The 16,296-nt window shown below is 60.3% G+C and carries 13 protein-coding genes; all 13 read left to right on the forward strand.

Annotated elements, in window-relative coordinates:
• The first annotated feature begins 17 nt into the window (after positions 1–17).
• The 13 genes from infB (at position 18) to FOI68_RS07735 (ending at position 16,293) form a co-directional block, all read left to right on the forward strand.
• Positions 18–2,462 (forward strand): translation initiation factor IF-2, encoded by a 2,445-nt coding sequence (gene infB, locus FOI68_RS07675; protein WP_143862782.1) that lies wholly within the window; start codon positions 18–20, stop codon positions 2,460–2,462.
• On the forward strand, positions 2,462–2,743 hold the full coding sequence (locus FOI68_RS07680; RefSeq protein WP_035297353.1) for a DUF503 domain-containing protein: 282 nt from the start codon (positions 2,462–2,464) through the stop codon (positions 2,741–2,743). Before infB ends, FOI68_RS07680 begins: the two co-directional genes overlap by 1 nt.
• A 20-nt stretch (positions 2,744–2,763) precedes the next feature.
• Positions 2,764–3,135: a 30S ribosome-binding factor RbfA gene (gene rbfA / locus FOI68_RS07685; RefSeq protein WP_029098995.1), complete on the forward strand. Its 372-nt coding sequence runs from the start codon at positions 2,764–2,766 to the stop codon at positions 3,133–3,135.
• Positions 3,128–4,123 (forward strand): DHH family phosphoesterase, encoded by a 996-nt coding sequence (locus FOI68_RS07690; protein ID WP_143862783.1) that lies wholly within the window; start codon positions 3,128–3,130, stop codon positions 4,121–4,123. Before rbfA ends, FOI68_RS07690 begins: the two co-directional genes overlap by 8 nt.
• The gene (gene truB / locus FOI68_RS07695; protein ID WP_143862784.1) at positions 4,116–5,045 is read left to right on the forward strand and encodes a tRNA pseudouridine(55) synthase TruB; all 930 of its coding nucleotides are present in this window, start codon (positions 4,116–4,118) and stop codon (positions 5,043–5,045) included. The genes FOI68_RS07690 and truB overlap by 8 nt, the downstream gene beginning before the upstream one ends.
• A 2-nt stretch (positions 5,046–5,047) precedes the next feature.
• Positions 5,048–5,989, forward strand: coding sequence for a bifunctional riboflavin kinase/FAD synthetase (locus tag FOI68_RS07700; protein WP_029098998.1), 942 nt, complete (start codon positions 5,048–5,050; stop codon positions 5,987–5,989).
• 134 nt (positions 5,990–6,123) lie between these two features.
• Positions 6,124–6,393: a 30S ribosomal protein S15 gene (gene rpsO / locus FOI68_RS07705; protein WP_029098999.1), complete on the forward strand. Its 270-nt coding sequence runs from the start codon at positions 6,124–6,126 to the stop codon at positions 6,391–6,393.
• A gap of 261 nt (positions 6,394–6,654) precedes the next feature.
• Complete coding sequence (gene pnp, locus FOI68_RS07710; RefSeq protein WP_065066513.1) at positions 6,655–8,790, forward strand: polyribonucleotide nucleotidyltransferase; 2,136 nt, start codon at positions 6,655–6,657, stop codon at positions 8,788–8,790.
• 265 nt (positions 8,791–9,055) lie between these two features.
• Entirely contained in the window at positions 9,056–9,496 is a 441-nt protein-coding gene (locus FOI68_RS07715; protein ID WP_044898046.1) for an Lrp/AsnC family transcriptional regulator, read from the forward strand.
• Positions 9,497–9,616: 120 nt separating this feature from the next.
• A complete protein-coding gene (locus FOI68_RS07720) occupies positions 9,617–11,251 on the forward strand; it encodes a peptide ABC transporter substrate-binding protein (RefSeq protein WP_143862785.1) in 1,635 nt (544 codons plus the stop codon).
• Between the two features lie 66 nt (positions 11,252–11,317).
• Positions 11,318–13,129: a S9 family peptidase gene (locus FOI68_RS07725; protein ID WP_143862786.1), complete on the forward strand. Its 1,812-nt coding sequence runs from the start codon at positions 11,318–11,320 to the stop codon at positions 13,127–13,129.
• Positions 13,130–13,152: 23 nt separating this feature from the next.
• Positions 13,153–15,192, forward strand: a complete 2,040-nt coding sequence (locus FOI68_RS07730; RefSeq protein ID WP_143862820.1) for a S9 family peptidase — start codon at positions 13,153–13,155, stop codon at positions 15,190–15,192.
• A gap of 132 nt (positions 15,193–15,324) precedes the next feature.
• On the forward strand, positions 15,325–16,293 hold the full coding sequence (locus FOI68_RS07735; RefSeq protein WP_035297365.1) for a polysaccharide deacetylase family protein: 969 nt from the start codon (positions 15,325–15,327) through the stop codon (positions 16,291–16,293).
• Positions 16,294–16,296 lie beyond the last annotated feature (3 nt).

Raw genomic sequence — 16,296 nt, forward strand, 5'->3', positions numbered from 1 at the left:
GAAGGGGTGAAGATCACTTGAAGACTCGAGTGTATGAATACGCCAAACAGCACAACATGAGCAGCAAGGAAATCCTCAATTTGCTAAAGCGGTTGAACATAGAAGTGGCAAATCATATGAGTATCATGGACGAAGCGACGATCAAAAAAATTGAGGATCACCTTGCCAAGCTGCGGGCCGGCGGCAAGCCGGAACAGCAGCGGTCCGCCGGACAGGCGGAAGCGAAGCCCAAACAGCAGGGCGACAAGAAGCGGACGGAGGAGTCGAAAGGGCAGCAAAAGCCGCAGCAGCAACAGCAGCAGCGCCGCAACGAACGTCCGTCTGATCGCGGCGGCAGCCGTCAGGGCGGCGGCCAGCGTTCCGACCAGCAGCGTCCGCATCAAGGCAAAAATCAGGGGAAGAATCAGGAGAGAAAACCGAGCGATATGAAAAGCCAATCCGCAAAACCGTTTGATCGCAAGCAGCAGGTTACCCAACAAGAGCCGACGGTCAATGAACTCGACGATCCGCGCGCAGGCGACGATTTCGAGGACAAGGTAAAAATCCCGCCCAAGGTTTCCCTGGAGAAGCGGGAAAAGATCAAAAAAGGACCGGGCGGCAAGAAGACATTCGACGAGAACAAAAAGAACCAGCCGTTCAAGGGCGGCAGCAAACGGCAGGACAACCGCCGTCAGGGGCATCGCGAACAGCAGCAGCGTCCGATGCCGGAACCGCCGTCCAAAATTACCTTCACCGAGTCTCTTACCGTCGCCGAACTGGCGAAAAAACTGCGCAGGGAACCGGCGGAAATCATCAAAAAGTTGTTTAATTTGGGCATCATGGCCACGATTAACCAGGATCTCGACCGCGACGCCATCGAGCTGATCTGCTCCGAGTACAACGTCGAGGTGGAAGAGAAGATCGTCATCGACGAAACCAATTTCGAGACGATCGAAGAGGTGGATAACCCGGCCGATCTGGTGGAACGTCCGCCGGTCGTCACCATCATGGGTCACGTCGACCACGGGAAGACCACCCTGTTGGACGCCATCCGCTCCACCAACGTCGTAGCGGGTGAAGCAGGCGGCATCACCCAGCACATCGGCGCGTACCAGGTGGAAGTCAAAGGGAAGAAGATCACCTTCCTGGACACCCCCGGCCACGCGGCGTTCACCACGATGCGTGCCCGCGGCGCCCAAATCACCGACATCACGATTCTCGTCGTAGCCGCGGACGACGGCGTCATGCCGCAAACCGTGGAGGCGATCAACCACGCGAAGGCGGCCAATGTGCCGATCATCGTCGCCGTCAACAAAGTCGACAAGCCGGAGGCAAACGTCGACCGGATCAAGCAGGAACTGACCGAGTACGGACTGGTGGCCGAAGAGTGGGGCGGCGACACCATTTTCTGCCCGATCTCCGCGAAACAGCGCATCGGCCTCGAGGAGCTGCTGGAGTACATCCTGCTCGTTGCCGAGGTGCAGGAGCTGAAAGCCAACCCGAACAAACGCGCCCGCGGTACCGTCGTCGAGGCGGAGCTGGACAAGGGACGCGGACCGGTGGCAACTGTCCTGGTGCAGCACGGTACGCTTAAAGTAGGGGATCCGATCGTCGTCGGCAGCACCTACGGCCGCGTCCGCGCGATGGTAAACGACAAGGGACGCCGTCTGAAAGAAGCGGGACCGTCCACGCCGGTGGAGATCACCGGTCTGAATGACGTGCCGCAGGCGGGCGACCAGTTCATGGTCTTCGAAGACGAGAAAAAGGCCCGCGCCATCGGCGAAGCGCGCGCGGCCAAGCAGCGCGAATCGGAACGGCGCGCCAACACGCGCGTGTCCCTGGACGATCTGTTCCAGCACATTCAGGAGGGCGACGTGAAAGAGCTCAACCTGATCGTGAAGGCGGATGTGCAGGGTTCCGTGGAAGCCCTCCGCGGCGCGCTCGAGAAGATCAATGTGAACGGTACGCGCGTCAAAATCATTCACACCGGCGTAGGGGCGATTACCGAGTCCGACATCACGCTGGCCAACGCGTCCAACGCGATCGTGATCGGCTTCAACGTGCGTCCTGAGCCAAACGCCCGCAACATGGCGGAACAGGAGAAGATCGACATTCGCCTGCACCGCGTCATCTACAACGTGATCGACGAGATCGAGCAGGCGCTGAAAGGCATGCTGGATCCGGTCTACAAGGAGACCATCATCGGCCAGGCGGAAATCCGCGAGGTCTTCAAGGTTTCCAAAGTGGGCAACATCGCCGGCTGCTACGTCACCGAAGGCAAGCTGACCCGCGATGCCGGCGCCCGGTTGATTCGCGAGGGCGTGGTCATCTACGAAGGCAAGCTGGATACGCTCAAGCGCTTCAAGGATGACGTCCGCGAAGTGATGAGCGGCTACGAGTGCGGCTTGACCCTGGAGCGCTTCCAGGACATCAAGGTGGGCGACGTGATCGAAGCCTTCATCATGGAGGAAGTGAAGCAGTAATGCTGGCGGGGGCGCGGATTGAACTGTTTCTGCCCGCCTGCCGCAACCTAAAAGAGAAACGGGCCATCGTCAAGAGCATTCTCGGCAAGCTGCGGAGCCGCTTCAACGTCTCCGCGGCGGAGGTGGCCTGTCAGGAGCAGTGGCAGCGTGCCGTACTGGGTATCGCTGCCGTTGCTAATGAATGGTCGTTTTTGCAGGAACAAATCCAGGCGGCTGTCCGTCTGGTGGAAAACCATCCCGGCGTGGAGTTGATCCGCGCCGATACGGAATACTACGACTAACGCCAGCGGAGGTGACAGACATGAACAAGACGAGGATGAGCCGGGTGGGCGAGGAGATCAAGAAAGAGCTGAGCCTCCTCCTGCAGCGCGGCCTCAAGGACCCGCGCATCGGCTTTGTCACGGTAACGGATGTGGAAGTGACCAGCGATCTCCAGTTGGCCAAGGTGTTCGTCAGCATTTTCGGCGACGACGAACAGCGCAAGGCGTCCCTGGCCGGGCTGCAAAAGGCAAAGGGCTACCTGCGCACGGAGATCGGCCGGCGCGTAAAGCTGCGCCACGTGCCCGATTTCGTGTTTAAACTGGACGAATCGATCGATTACGGGAACCGGATCGAATCAATTCTCCGCGAAATCTCCACAGAAGGTGCCAAAGGAGACAAACAGGATGAGTGATTATCGCCGTGCCTTGGAGGAAGCGGCCCGGTTCATGCGGGAACACGACCGCTTCCTAATTCTCTCCCATGTCAACCCGGACGGGGATGCGACCGGTTCGACACTGGCGGTGGCCGCGATGCTGGAACAGTTGGGAAAATCGTACCTGCTCGCCAACGAGGGCGGCACGCCGGACAAATTTTCATTTTTGCCCCGTTTTGAGCGGATTTGCAATCTTTCGCAAGCTTCGCCCGATGAGACCTTTTCCGCGGTGATCGCGGTCGATTGCGCCGACGCGTCGCGGATGGGCGACGTGCGTCATCTGTTTGCCCCCGACGCCGTCCTGCTCAATATCGACCACCATCCCACCAACGACGCCTTCGGTGCGGTAAACGTCATCCGTACCGACGCGGCCGCCACCGCGGAGATTCTGTTCGACCTGAGCGAAGCGGCCGGGCTGCCGATCACGGAAGACTTCGCGCTCTGCATCTACACGGGACTCTTGACCGACACGGGCGGCTTCCGCTACTCCAACACGTCGCCGCACGTCATGGAAATCGCCGCCCGCCTGCTGCGGTACGGCGTCAATCCGGGCGACGTGGCGAAGCGGTGCCTCGAAGTCATCACGCTGTCCCACGTCAAGCTGCTCCGGCGGGCGCTGCAGTCGCTGCGCGTGTCCCATCGCGGCCAGGTGGCATCCGTTTCCGTCAGCCTGCAGGATTTGGAGGATGTGGGAGCAGATCGGGAGGATGCCGGCGGACTGGTGAATTACTGCCGCAACATCGAAGGTGTGGAAGTGGGCGTGTCGTTTGTGGAAGCGGAGCCGGGGGCGGTGAAGGTGAGCCTGCGGGCCCGCAGCCGCGTGGACGTGTCGCAGATCGCCAAGGAACTGGGAGGCGGCGGCCACGCCAAAGCGGCGGGCTGCACGCTTCGCGGGACGCTGGCGGAAGCGCAGGAACGGGTGTGGAACGCCCTGGGGCAGGCGTTGGGAGTGAGCGCGGATGAGTAGCAAGTGGCATGGCGTCGTGGTGCTGGACAAGCCGGCCGGAATGACCTCTCACGACTGTGTGGCCCGCATCCGCCGCCTGTTTCGCACGAAAAAGGTGGGCCATGCCGGCACCCTGGACCCGGACGTGACCGGCGTGCTGCCCGTCTGTCTGGGACACGCCACCCGCCTGGTCGAATACCTGCAGGACCTCCCGAAGCGCTACGACGTGGTGATGCGCCTCGGTTCCTCCACCACGACCGAGGACGCGGCCGGGGAACTGGTGGAACACCTGCCGGTCGACTCCGCAGCCATCACGCCGGAGCGGCTGAACGGCGTGTTCCGCCAGTTTCTGGGCGAGATCGAGCAGGTCCCCCCGATGTACTCCGCCGTCAAGGTAAACGGCAAACGGCTGTACCAACTGGCCAGAGAGGGCGAAGTGGTGGAGCGCCCTGCACGCAGGGTGACGATCTACGAGCTGGACCTGCACGACATCCGTCCGGACGGCGACGCCGTGGACGTGTTCTTTTCCTGCACGTGTTCCAAAGGCACCTATGTGCGCACCTTGTGTGTTGACCTGGGACGCGCTCTGGGGTATCCTGCCCATATGAAGCAGTTGAGGCGCGTCAAAAGCGGCCCGTTTTCGGAACGGGACGCCGTGGCGCTGGAGCTGCTGGAAGAAAAGGGCGCGCGCGGAGAGGAGCTGTCCCCCTGGCTGGTCCCCTTGTCGCAAGCGGTCTCGTTTCTGCCGAGGTACCAGGTGCCGCCCGAGCGGACAAAAGCGGTGCTGAACGGTCTCTCCACCGCCCTCCCCGGCGTGAAGGCGGAAGAGGGCAGCCTGATCTGCCTGTTCGCGGGGGAACAGCTGCTGGGCATTCACCGCGTCTGCCGCGGCCCCAAAGGTCTTTTTGCCAAGGCTGAAAAAGTCTTTCCCACCGAGGTGTAAGCGTGAAAACGATATCCTTGACGTATCCACTGCCGCGGGATTTGCAGCCGGACCCCTGCGCCATCGCCCTGGGGTATTTTGACGGCGTACATATCGGCCATCGGCGCGTGATTCAAAAAGCGATCGACACGGCCAAGGCGAACGGATGGAAAAGCGCGGTCATGACCTTCGATCCCCATCCGCGCGAGGTGCTGGGGCAGACCGGGTACAGCCAGTATCTCACCCCGCTGGCGGACAAGCTGGAACAACTGGAGAAGATGGGCGTAGATCTGACCTACGTCATCCGTTTTGACATCGCCTTTGCGGCCGTCTACCCGGAGGACTTCATCGCCGAGTGCCTGCTGCCGCTCAACTGCCGCCACGTGGTCGTCGGGTTCGACTACACGTTTGGCTACCGCGGCATGGGCACGGCGCAAACGCTGCTGGCGGCGAGCGAGGGACGGTACGGCGTCGACATCATCGGGCCGGTCAACCGGCTGGGTGAAAAAGTGAGCAGCACGATTATCCGCGAGTATCTGCACCATGGCGACGTGGAGCAGACCCGCCTTCTGCTCGGACGGCCGTACAAGATCAGGGGCGTGGTCGTCCACGGCGACAAGCGCGGCCGCACGATCGGCTTCCCCACGGCCAACGTGCGCGTGTCCCGGCCGTATCTGATCGGGAAAAACGGGGTGTACGGCGTCCGCTTCAGCGTGGACGGCCAAAGCTACCGCGGCGTGATGAACGTGGGCATCAAGCCGACGTTTGAGCTGGAGAAGAAGGAGAAGTCGCTGGAAGTGCACATTTTTGACTTCCAGGGAGACCTGTACGGAAAAGAAGTGGAAGTGGAGTTTCTGTTCTTCATCCGCGACGAGCAAAAATTCTCCGGCGTGGACGCGCTGATCGCGCAAATCCGGGAAGACGTGGAATACGCCAAGCGGAAGTTTGCCGAGGCGAACGTGTAAATCTTTTTCTTTGCTTTTCCATGAGCGGTATGCTATAATTCAAAACGTTGTACAGATAACCGCAGCTTGGCTGTCCGACACTCACCGGCGGCAGACTCGGCTGACGGGGATAGACAAGAGGGAGGTGAGTCATGATGGCACTGTCTCAAGAACGCAAAGCTCAACTGATTCAAGAGTTCCGTACGCATGAGAACGACACCGGTTCTCCGGAAGTTCAGATCGCTATCCTGACCGAGAACATCAACAACCTGAACGAGCATCTGCGCACGCACAAGAAAGACCACCACAGCCGTCGTGGTCTGCTGAAGATGGTTGGTCAGCGCCGCAATCTGTTGAACTACCTGAAAGAAACGGACATTCAGCGTTATCGCGTACTGATTGACCGTCTCGGTCTGCGTCGCTAATGACATCAGTTGGAAAGCGGGTTCATCCCGCTTTTTCTGCTGTCTGCGCCTCTTTCCGCCGGCGGGGTGGCTGAAGACCGGGAGACAAGCCTCCTCTCGGGAAAGCTGCTGCGCCGGGCGGGCTCAGGCAGAAATCAATTCTTTTCTCCTTGCATCTGCCACAGCGTGCCATTTAATTTTCAAACAGGCAGGAAATAATACATATAGGTAGAAAAAAGATTGTGTACGTGTACTAAGTCGTGAAGGAGGACTGCTAGCAACATGGAGCAACAATACCGTACATACGACTTTGACCTGGCAGGCCGCAAACTGACGCTGGAATTCGGCAAGATGGCCAAGCAGGCGCAAGGTTCGGTTCTGGTTCGGTACGGCGATACGGCGATTCTCTCCGCCGTGACGGTGTCCAAGGAAGCAAAGCCGATCGACTTTTTCCCGCTGACCGTCAACTACGAGGAGCGGCTGTACGCAGTCGGGAAAATTCCGGGAGGCTTTATCAAGCGGGAGGGACGTCCCAGCGAAAAGGCGATTTTGGCCAGCCGCCTGATTGACCGTCCGATCCGTCCGCTGTTTCCCGAAGGGTTCCGCAACGAAGTCCAGGTGGTAAACACGGTGCTGTCCGTCGACCAGGACTGCTCGCCGGAGATCGCCGCCATGATCGGTACGTCGGCTGCGCTGTGCGTCTCGGAAATTCCCTTTAACGGCCCCATTGCCGGCGTGATCGTCGGGCGCGTCGACGGCCAGTTCGTGATCAACCCGACCGTCGAACAGATGGAAAAGAGCGACATTCACCTGGTCGTGGCCGGAACGCGCGACGCCATCAACATGGTGGAGGCGGGAGCCGACCAGGTGCCGGAAGAAGTGATGCTGGAAGCGATCATGACCGGCCACGAGGTCATCAAGGAACTGGTCAAATTCCAGGATCAGATCGTCGCCGAGATCGGCAAGGAAAAAATGGAAGTCGTGCTGCATGAAGTGGACCCGGTAATCGACCAGGCCGTCCGCAGCTATGCTGAAGCCCGGTTGAAGGAAGCGATCCGCATCGAGGAGAAGCAGGCGCGCTACGACGCTATCGACGCGATCAAGGAGGAAACGCGTCAGCATTTCGCCGAGCTCAATCCGGAGACGTATCCGGAACAGGAATCGATGATCAACGAGGTGCTGCACAACATCGTCAAGGAAGAAGTGCGCCGCCTGATCACGGAGGAGAAAATCCGGCCGGACGGACGGGCTCTCAACGAAATCCGCCCGCTGTCCAGCGAAGTGGGCCTGCTGGCGCGCACGCACGGTTCCGGGCTGTTCACGCGGGGCCAAACGCAAGCCCTCAGCGTATGCACGCTCGGCGCGCTGGGTGATGTGCAGATTCTGGACGGCTTGGGTCTGGAAGAGTCCAAACGCTTCATGCACCACTACAACTTCCCGCCGTACAGCGTAGGGGAAGCGCGGCCGCTGCGGGCACCGGGACGCCGCGAAATCGGACACGGGGCGCTGGGCGAGAGGGCCATCGAACCGATCATCCCGTCCGAGAGCGAGTTCCCGTATACCATCCGGCTTGTCTCCGAGGTCATCGAATCCAACGGTTCCACCTCCCAGGCGTCCATTTGCGCCAGCGTACTGGCTCTGATGGATGCGGGCGTGCCGATCAAGGCGCCGGTTGCCGGTATCGCGATGGGGCTGATCATGGGCAAGGACGGCAAGACCTTCTCCATCCTGACCGACATCCAGGGCATGGAAGACCACCTTGGCGACATGGACTTCAAAGTGGCCGGCACCGAAAAAGGGGTTACCGCCATCCAGATGGACATCAAGATTTCCGGCATCAACCGGGAGATCCTGCAGCAGGCGCTGGAACAGGCGCGCGAAGGACGGCTCGTGATCCTGAAGCACATGATGGAGACGATCTCCGCACCGCGGCCGCAGCTTTCTCCGTACGCGCCGAAAATTATTACGATGCAGATCAATCCGGACAAGATCCGCGAGGTGATCGGTCCCCAAGGACGCGTCATCAACAAGATCATCGACGAAACGGGCGTCAAAATCGACATCGAACAAGACGGCCGCATCTACATCGCCTCGGTTGACCAGGAAGCCAACCTGCGCGCGAAACAGATCATCGAGGACCTGGTGCGCGAGGTAACCGTTGGCCAGACCTATCTGGGCACCGTGAAGCGCGTGGAAAAATACGGGGCGTTCATCGAACTCTTCGCCGGCAAGGAAGGGCTCTGCCACATCTCCCAACTGGCGGAAGAGCGGGTCGCCAAAACCGAAGATGTCGTCTCCATCGGCGACAAGGTGCTCGTCAAGGTTACGGAAATTGACGATCAGGGCCGGATCAACCTGTCCCGCAAGGCCGTGCTGAAGGAACAGGCGGCACAGCGCGCGGCGGCCAAAGCAGAATAACTTTCAAGCAAAAGGCTTCGTCACTCGAAGGTATCTTCGCGTACGGAAGCTTTTTCTTTTTCTCCGTCCCTCCAACAGGGGGCGGAATTTGTCGACATAAAATTGTTGTACAACTCGCAATATTCATTTATTCTGTCAGCATATTACCGAATCCGGTACTGAAATCACCATCAACTACTCATTCGCGTTTTGCCGGACGAAGCGAATACCGGAAACGGTAGCAACCAGATGTTTGCAGATAGGGGCGTGCAGAGTGGTGAGCCACATGCTTGACGAACTGGACCTGGGGATCATCCAACTGCTGTCGAGAGACGGTCGAATGCCGTTCTCCGAGATGGCGGGACAGTTGGGCGTCACGGAAAAAACCGTTCGCGCGAGGTACAACAATTTGAAGGAAAACGACATGATAAGCGTCGTGGGCGTGGTCAATCCCATCTCCCTCGGGCTCAAGATCGGAGCCATCATCCAACTGCGGGTGGAGCACCGGCATCTGCAAAACGTGATGGAACAGATCAGCCGATGTCGAGAAGTCCGCTACGTCACGCTGACGTCCGGGGACTACCAACTGCTGATTCAGGTGCATGTGCGCCATCACGAAGAGCTGACTGATTTTGTCAAACACAAGTTGGGCAGCATCGAGGAGATTGCCAAGGTCAACCTGATCGTTCAACTGGAGGTGTACAAGAACACGTTCTCCTACATGTAAAGGGGACAAGCACTGCGGCATCTCGGCCGTCCGTGCGCGAAAGCCGCGGATGGCGGGGGAGGTCGGATTCCGGTTATCCATGCAAACCGGTCAACTCGTAGGGAGAGGGGAGAGATACCCATGAAAAAGCTCGCGACACTCGGCCTGGCGCTCGTCCTCGCGCTGCCAGCGCTGTCAGGATGCACGGGAGGGGGCTCCGGAGCCGCGGATCTGGCACAGGCGAACAAGTCCGGCGAAGGGAACAGACAGGAAATCGTCTTCAACGCCAAGTCCGAACCACCCGACCTGAATCCGCTGAAGTCGACGGACACCACGTCGTTCTGGATCATCGACCAGTTGTTTGAGGGATTGTACTGGACGAACCAAAACGGTGAGCCGGTATTGGCGGCCGCGAAAGACGTACAAATAACGGAGAATGGGAAACGGTACACGTTTACCCTGCGCGACGAGGCCAAATGGTCGAACGGCGACCCGGTCACGGCGGAAGACTTTGTCTATTCGTTCCTGACGCATCTCGACCCTGCGTTCGGTTCCACGACCGCCTTCCAGCTTTACTACATAAAAGGGGCGGAAGCGTTTAACAAGGGAACGGGCAAGGCGGAGGAGGTAGGGGTCAAGGCGCTGGATGACAAGACGCTGCAGATCGATCTGGTGGCGCCGATCAGCTATTTCCCGAAACTGTTGGCGACCCGTTACTACGCGCCGATCAACAAAAAAGTGGCGGAGGCCAACCCGAACTGGGCCGGAGATGCCAAGACGTACGTGTCCAACGGCGCCTATGCCTTGACCGAGTGGAATCACGATTCCTCCGTCACGATTGAGAAAAACGAACACTACTGGAACAAGGCCGACGTCAGCATGCCCAAGGTGACCTGGAAAATGGTGAACGAAGCCACCACGTACTATCAAATGTACAAGAGCGGCGAGCTGGATGTGATTCAGGACCTGCCGACCGAGGTGATCGAAAAGGAAAAGAACAATCCGGATTTCGTCAACAAGCCCAATTTTGGGACGTACATGTACATGTTTAACGTCGAACAGCCGCCGTTTACCAACAAAAAGATCCGCAAGGCGTTTGCCATGGCGCTGGACCGCAAGCTGATCACCGAGAGCGTGAGCATGGGCGGGGAAACGCCGGCGTATGCGATGGTGCCCGATGGAGTGGTCACCGCGACGGGAAGCGACTTCCGCAAAGAAAAGCCCGAATATTTTGCGTACGATCCGCAGGAAGCGAAGCGCTTGCTGGAAGAAGGGATGAAAGAAGAGGGATGGACGTCCTTCCCGGAGACGACGCTGATGTACAATACGGCCGAAAATCACAAGAAGATCGCCCAAGCGGTACAGGAAATGATCAGCAAGAACCTGGGCGTCGAACTGAAGCTGCAGAACCAGGAGTGGAAGGTATACCTCGACACGACTAAGCAAAAGAACTACCAGATGGCGCGGATGGGCTGGCTGCCCGCTGTCGTGGACCCGTCGTTCAGCCTGGATTATTACCTGGGAGACAGCCCCAACAACCGGACGGGCTGGGTCAACAAGGAGTACGACAGCTTGATGGCCGCGGCCAAGGTCGAACAGGACCCGCAAAAGCGAAACGACTTGCTGCACAGGGCGGAAGACATTCTGATGGACGAGATGCCGTTCATCCCGGTCTACTTTTACATGCAGAATTACCTCGTGAAACCGGATATCCACGGACTCTATTTCCCGCCGAACGGGTATCCGATCGCGCGGTGGGCGACCCGCGGGCAGTGACGCGCGGGCGAAAACGGCGGCCACGCCCCCAGCCTTGCCAATATCGGAGCGAAAGGAGCAGAGGCCATGGAGCCAACGGAAAAGCTGCTCGCCTTTTTGCGGGTGGACTCCGCGTATCAGCCGCAGGCCGTCCCCGGGCGGCGGTCGTTTACCTTCCTCTCCAAACGGACGGGAATTCCCCAACTGTGGACGTGGACGGAAGCGGGCGCGGACTTGGCGATCAACCTGCCCGACCGGGTGATGGAGGTGAGCCACTCGCCATCCGGCACCTATACGGTGGTCGGCATGGACTGCAGGGGGAACGAAAAACAGCAGTTGTACCTTCTGAACAACGACGACGCTTCCGTCGAAGAGCTGGCCGTTTCGCCGGATCATTTTCACTGCGTGGGCGGCTGGTCGCCGTGCGGAAAACGGGTGGCCTGGTCCAGCAACCGGCGTGATCCGGGCTGCTTCGACCTCTTTGTGCAGGACGTGGAGACGAAGAACATCGAGCGGGTCTACACGTGCGACGGGCGATTGGAGCCGATCGGCTGGCACCCGGATGGCGACAACCTGCTGGTCAGCCTGCAGGAGACCAACATCGACAACCGCCTGTACCTGATCGACCTGAAGCGGCAGACGGCACGTCGTCTGTGCGGGGATGATCGGCCGGCGCGGTATCGGTCGGCCCGGCTTGCAAAAGACGGGCGGGGCGGGTGGCTCGTGACCGATCAGGGGAGGAACACGATGGCGCTGTGCCGCTTCTCACTGGCGGACGGCGCGCTGGAGACGCTCGTCCACGTTCCCCGCTGGGACATCGTGGAGGCAATGCCGTCCGTCGACGAACAGCATCTGGCGTTCACGGTGAACGAAGGGGGAATCTTCGCCCTGTGCCTGTACAGCGTGACGGAGAAGTCGTTTCAGCGGGTGGAGGGGCTGCCCGCAGGCGTGGTCGATTCCCTCTCCTGGCTTGATCCAGACACACTGATCTTTTGTCTCAAAAGTCCCACGCTCCCCGGCGACGTGTGGCGTTACACCGTTTCGCGGCAGGAACTGTGCAGGCTGACCTTTTTCGGAAGAGCGGAGCAGATCGAGCATCTGTGGAAAGAACCGAAGATTCGCACCTATCGCTCGTTTGACGGTCTGGACGTGCCGTATTTCTTTTACGGAGACGAAGCCGATTCCCGCGGGCGGCCGGTCGTCGTCTACGTCCACGGCGGGCCGGAGAGCCAGATTCGCGCCGAGTTTCATCCGGTTCTTCAGTATCTCGCCAGTGAAGGCTTTATCGTCGTGGCGCCAAACGTCCGCGGCAGCATGGGGTATGGCAGGGAATACGTCCAACTGGACGACGGCCGCAAGCGAATGAATGCGGTCGCGGACCTGGCCTGGCTGGTCAGGGATCTTGCCGCCCTCCCCGCCGTCGATCCGACCAGGATCGGCATCATGGGGCGCAGTTACGGCGGATTTATGGTGCTGGCCGCCTTGACCCGCTATCCCGACTTGTGGGCCGCGGGCGTCGATATCGTCGGCATCTCGGACTTCCGCAGCTTCCTTGCCAACACCGGACCATGGCGCCGGAAGCTGCGCGAGGCCGAGTACGGCAGCCTGAGCGATCACGCCGATTTCTTCGCGGAGATCGCGCCGCTGCGCCACGCTCACAAGATACGGGTGCCGCTCCTCGTCTTTCACGGCCGAAACGACACCCGCGTGCCCGTGAGCGAGGCGGAGCAGTTGGTCGCGGACATGAAGAGGCGTCAACAGCACGTGGAACTGGTCGTATTTGAGGACGAGGGACATCAGACGGAAAAGCTGGAAAACCACATGGCGATGAATCGGCGCATCGCGCAGTTCTTTGGCCAGCACCTGCGACAAGCATGGATTAACGCAAAGGAAGGGTGATTCCCGTGAGGAAAAGCCGAGGCATGACAGCGGAAGATTTGTACCGGATCGCGTTTCTCGAAGATCCGCAGCTCTCGCCGGACGGAACCAAGGTTGCCTATGTGGTCAAAAGCATCGACGAATCGCGGCAGTACCGGTCCCATCTGTTCGTCCAGGGGATCGAGCAGGACGCGCCCGTCCAGTGGACGTACGGCAGCGTGCTTGACACCGCGCCGCGCTGGTCGCCGGACGGCAGGTCGCTGGCGTTTGTCTCCAACCGGAGCGGCCAGCCGCAAATCTGGTTATTTTCCGCGGAAGGCGGGGAACCGAGGCAGTTGACAACCTGCAGGCACGGGGCGAGACAGCCGGTCTGGTCGCCGGACGGGACGCGCATCCTGTTTTCCACGCGCCTGTCCGTCGACGAGCGGGCGGACGAAGAGGCTCCGCCTTCAACCGATCGGGAGGCGTCCGCTTCGGCGGGTGACGACCGCCGCGTCAAGAGGCCGATGGTCATCGATCGCCTCAAATACAAATCGGATGAGAGCGGATTTTTCGACGGGAAATACCGCCACCTGGCCGTCCTTGACCTGATTACCGGAGAAGTCCGCCAAATAACGGAGGGCCCCTATGATCACGACGGCGGCGCCTGGTCTCCGGATGGAACCATGATCGCGTTTACGGCCAATCGTACCGACGATCCCGACCGGACGCTGATCGCGGACGTGTACGTCGTCTCCATCCGAACGGACGAGTGGCGCAGGCTGACGAACGGCACCGGGGTGTTTTCCGTGCCGAGCTGGTCACCCGACGGCAGCCGGATCGCCTGTATCGGGCATGAAAAGGAGTACGCCGGCGCCACGCTGAAGAGAATCTGGACGATTGATCTCGTCTCCGGCGGCATGACCTGCGTCACCCGGGACTGGGATGTTCACGTGGGCGACGTCGTGATCGGCGACATGCGGTCCGACCACGCGGACCGCCCCGTCCTGTGGACGCCGGACGGCACAGGGGTGTACTTCCTCGCCAGCGACCGGGGCAGCACCGGCGTGTACCATGCCGGTCTGGACGGCAGCGTGTCGCCAGTCGCGGGAGGGGAGCGGCACGTCTATGCCGTCACCATAGATAGGGAGCGGAAGACGGCTGTTCTCGCCGCAAGCGATCCGCTGAATCCCGGCGATCTGTACCGGCTCAGCCTGACAACCGGCGTCGAACGACGTCTGACCCGGGTCAATCAGGCGCTGCTCGACGAGGTCGTCCTGTCCCGCCCCGAACCGCTCGCCTTTGAGGCGGAAGACGGGTGGCAGATTCACGGCTGGATCATGAAGCCGGTCGGCTGGCGGGAGGGGGAAACGTATCCGCTCATCCTGGAAATTCACGGCGGCCCCCACATGATGTACGGGTATACGTTTTTCCACGAAATGCAGATGCTGGCATCCCGCGGCTATGCCGTCCTGTTTACCAATCCGCGCGGCAGCCACGGCTACGGCCAGCGGTTTGTCGACGCCTGCCGCGGCGATTACGGCGGCAAAGACTACCGCGACCTGATGAACGCGGTGGACTACGCCGTGAAAACGTTCGCCTTCATTGACGAGAGCCGGATGGGGGTGACCGGGGGCAGCTACGGCGGTTTCATGACGAATTGGATCGTCGGCCAGACCAACCGCTTCCGGGCGGCTGTCACCCAGCGCTCGATTTCCAACTGGCTCAGCTTTTACGGCGTGAGCGACATCGGCTACTTTTTTGCCGCCGACGAGATTGGCGCAAACCTGTACGACAACCCGGACAAGCTCTGGCAGCACTCGCCGCTGCGCCATGCGGCACAGGTGGAGACGCCGCTGCTCATTCTGCACGGGGAGCGGGATTACCGCTGTCCGATCGAACAGGCGGAGCAGTTCTACGCCGCTCTCAAGCACCAAGACAAGGCGCCGGTGAGATTGGTCCGCTTCCCCGACGCGAATCACGAGCTGTCCCGCAGCGGCGATCCGGTGCTGCGGGTGGAGCGGCTGCGCCTCATCGCCGATTGGTTCGACCAGTATGTAAAGGCTGGCGCGGAGGAGAGGAGAAACGAATACGCCAAAGGCTGATGCGTTTCCCGTCCATGTCATGGGCATCCCCTTTTTCAAGGGGATGTTCTTTTTTCGTCTATCCGTTTTCCTCGACTCATACACTGGACAAAGAGAGAGGTTGTACGGTAGGAAAGGGAGGGGGCAACCCTCATGGGTCAAAAGGCGAAACGCTTGTGGTTTGCGGGAGGGGGTGCTGTCCTCCTGTCCTTTGTTCTCAGCTACGGCCCGATCGACCAGTACGTTGACGCGGTCAAGCACCAGACTGTGCAGGTTGCGCTTCCCCTGGGGGAAGACGAGCGGCTGCGCGCCCTGATCGATCAGTGGAAACAGGGACGGGAAGAGGCACCGGTCAATGCCCGGATCGACTCCATCTGGAAAGCGATTCCCGGTTACAACGGGCGCGTCGTGGACATCGAGGCGTCCCTGGCCAACATGAAGCTGTCACGCACGCCGGGGCCGGAGTCGCTGGTATACAAGGAGATCCCTCCGGCGGTCACGCTGGAACAGTTGGGCGCGCACCCGGTTTATCGGGGGAACGAAAAAAAGCCGGCCATTTCCTTTATGATCAACGTCGCCTGGGGCAACGAGTATCTCGATACGATCCTGGACACGCTGGACAAACACGGCGTGAAGACCACGTTTTTCCTGGACGGCTCGTGGGTCAAACGCTACCCGGAATGGGCGAAAAAGATTGCCGCCCGCGGCCATGAGATCGGCAACCACGCATATTCCCACCCCGACATGAGCCGGCTGGGCCGGGAGCGGATCCGCCAGGAAATCGGCCGCACGCAGGAGGTGATCCGCCATACACTGGGGGTAACACCCGTGTTGTTTGCCCCTCCCTCCGGCGCGTTCAATCAAGCGGTCGTCGACATCGCCCGCCACGACTTTCAAATGACGACCATACTCTGGACGGCCGACACGATTGACTGGCAAAAGCCGTCGGCTGACGTGCTGATTCGGCGGATCGAGCCCAAAATGGGCAACGGGGTACTGGTCCTGATGCACCCGACCGCGCCCACGGCGGCAGGGCTGGATGCGTTGATCCGGATGGCCAAGCAAAAGGGGCTGGTTCCCGCCACCGTTTCCGAGGTGATTTCCAGCCGGCGCCTGCCCTGAAAG

Origin of the sequence: Brevibacillus sp. LEMMJ03 (assembly GCF_007197875.1) — a bacterium.
Classification (GTDB): Bacteria; Bacillota; Bacilli; order Brevibacillales; family Brevibacillaceae; genus Brevibacillus; species Brevibacillus thermoruber.

What these genes read in the sequence shown, in the direction of transcription:
- FOI68_RS07735 (WP_035297365.1), top strand. Translation starts at nt 15,325, where the DNA reads ATGGGTCAAAAGGCGAAACGCTTGTGGTTTGCGGGAGGGGGTGCTGTC.
- truB (WP_143862784.1), top strand. Translation starts at nt 4,116, where the DNA reads ATGAGTAGCAAGTGGCATGGCGTCGTGGTGCTGGACAAGCCGGCCGGA.
- FOI68_RS07720 (WP_143862785.1), top strand. Translation starts at nt 9,617, where the DNA reads ATGAAAAAGCTCGCGACACTCGGCCTGGCGCTCGTCCTCGCGCTGCCA.
- FOI68_RS07715 (WP_044898046.1), top strand. Translation starts at nt 9,056, where the DNA reads ATGCTTGACGAACTGGACCTGGGGATCATCCAACTGCTGTCGAGAGAC.
- pnp (WP_065066513.1), top strand. Translation starts at nt 6,655, where the DNA reads ATGGAGCAACAATACCGTACATACGACTTTGACCTGGCAGGCCGCAAA.
- rpsO (WP_029098999.1), top strand. Translation starts at nt 6,124, where the DNA reads ATGGCACTGTCTCAAGAACGCAAAGCTCAACTGATTCAAGAGTTCCGT.
- rbfA (WP_029098995.1), top strand. Translation starts at nt 2,764, where the DNA reads ATGAACAAGACGAGGATGAGCCGGGTGGGCGAGGAGATCAAGAAAGAG.
- FOI68_RS07725 (WP_143862786.1), top strand. Translation starts at nt 11,318, where the DNA reads ATGGAGCCAACGGAAAAGCTGCTCGCCTTTTTGCGGGTGGACTCCGCG.
- FOI68_RS07690 (WP_143862783.1), top strand. Translation starts at nt 3,128, where the DNA reads ATGAGTGATTATCGCCGTGCCTTGGAGGAAGCGGCCCGGTTCATGCGG.
- FOI68_RS07680 (WP_035297353.1), top strand. Translation starts at nt 2,462, where the DNA reads ATGCTGGCGGGGGCGCGGATTGAACTGTTTCTGCCCGCCTGCCGCAAC.
- FOI68_RS07730 (WP_143862820.1), top strand. Translation starts at nt 13,153, where the DNA reads ATGACAGCGGAAGATTTGTACCGGATCGCGTTTCTCGAAGATCCGCAG.